Raw genomic sequence first — 1,113 nt, 5'->3', positions numbered from 1 at the left:
AAGGTAGACCGCTTCGCCCGTAACCGGCGGGATGACGCCAACATCATGTTCGAGCTGAAGTCTGTAGGCGCCACGCTGGTAAGCGTCAAAGAAAATATTGACGAGACGCCCGGCGGGCAGCTGCTCCACGCGATTATGGCTGGGATCGTGGAGTTCTACTCCCGCAACCTGGCGACCGAAGCCCTGAAGGGGATAACCCAGAAGGCGAAAGTTGGTGGGACACCAGGGCGGGCGCCGGTTGGCTATCTCAACACCCGGCAGCGCATCGAAGGCCGGGAGGTGACTATTGTCATTATCGACCCAGAGCGCGCGCCGCATGTCCGGTGGGCCTTTGAGATGTACGCCACCGGAGAGTGGACACTGCGGCAACTCACCGACGCCCTGGCTGAACGGGGTCTCATGGCGCTGCCGCACGGGAAGAAGCTGCCGGGGCCGCTCGCCATCTCCCATGTATCGCGGGTGCTGAATAACCGCTACTACATCGGCAAGGTAACTTTCAAGGGTATTGAGTACGAGGGCCGCCATGAGCCGCTGATCTCCGAAGCCCTGTTCATACGGGTACAGGAGATGCTCGCCCTGCACAACGTCGCCGGTGAAAAGCGGCGGGTACACACCCACTATCTCAAGAGCGCGGTGTACTGCGGTGCCTGCGGTGAGCGGCTTTCCCTGATGAATGCAAAGGGCCAGTACCTCTATTTCTACTGCCTTGGGCGCCAGAACCACCGTACCGATTGCGCTGCCCCCTACATGCTGGCGGACGCGGTGGAAGAGGCCGTTGAACGGTACTGGAAGACGGTGCGGATTTCGGAAGAAGTACAGGATGCAATCCGGGAAGGCGTGCGGGCGGAGATCCAGCACCAGCAGGCCCAGGCCGCGCCGGAGGTTGCCCGGGCCAAGCGGCGGGTCGGGGAGCTGGCCGACGAGCGGCGGCGGCTGGCCCGTGGAGTGGTGACCGGCTCTGTTCCGGAGGACCTGGCCCAGGAGGAGCAAGCCCGGGTCGCCACGGAGCTACGGCAGGCCGAAAGCACGCTGCGCACCGCCGCCACGATGTATGACGACATCGAGGAGACCTTGCGTCTAACCCTGGAACTGGTGGGCCGGGCTAGCGAGGTC

The 1,113-nt window shown here is 63.5% G+C and carries 1 protein-coding gene; it reads left to right on the top strand.

Annotated features, from left to right (window positions below; genetic code table 11):
• On the top strand, positions 1-1,113 hold a 1,113-nt coding region (locus ACY45C_RS21305), incomplete at both ends, for a recombinase family protein (RefSeq protein ID WP_462189333.1).

Source organism: Frankia sp. CcWB2, from assembly GCF_977927585.1.
This window is presented reverse-complemented; position numbering and strand designations above follow the sequence as displayed.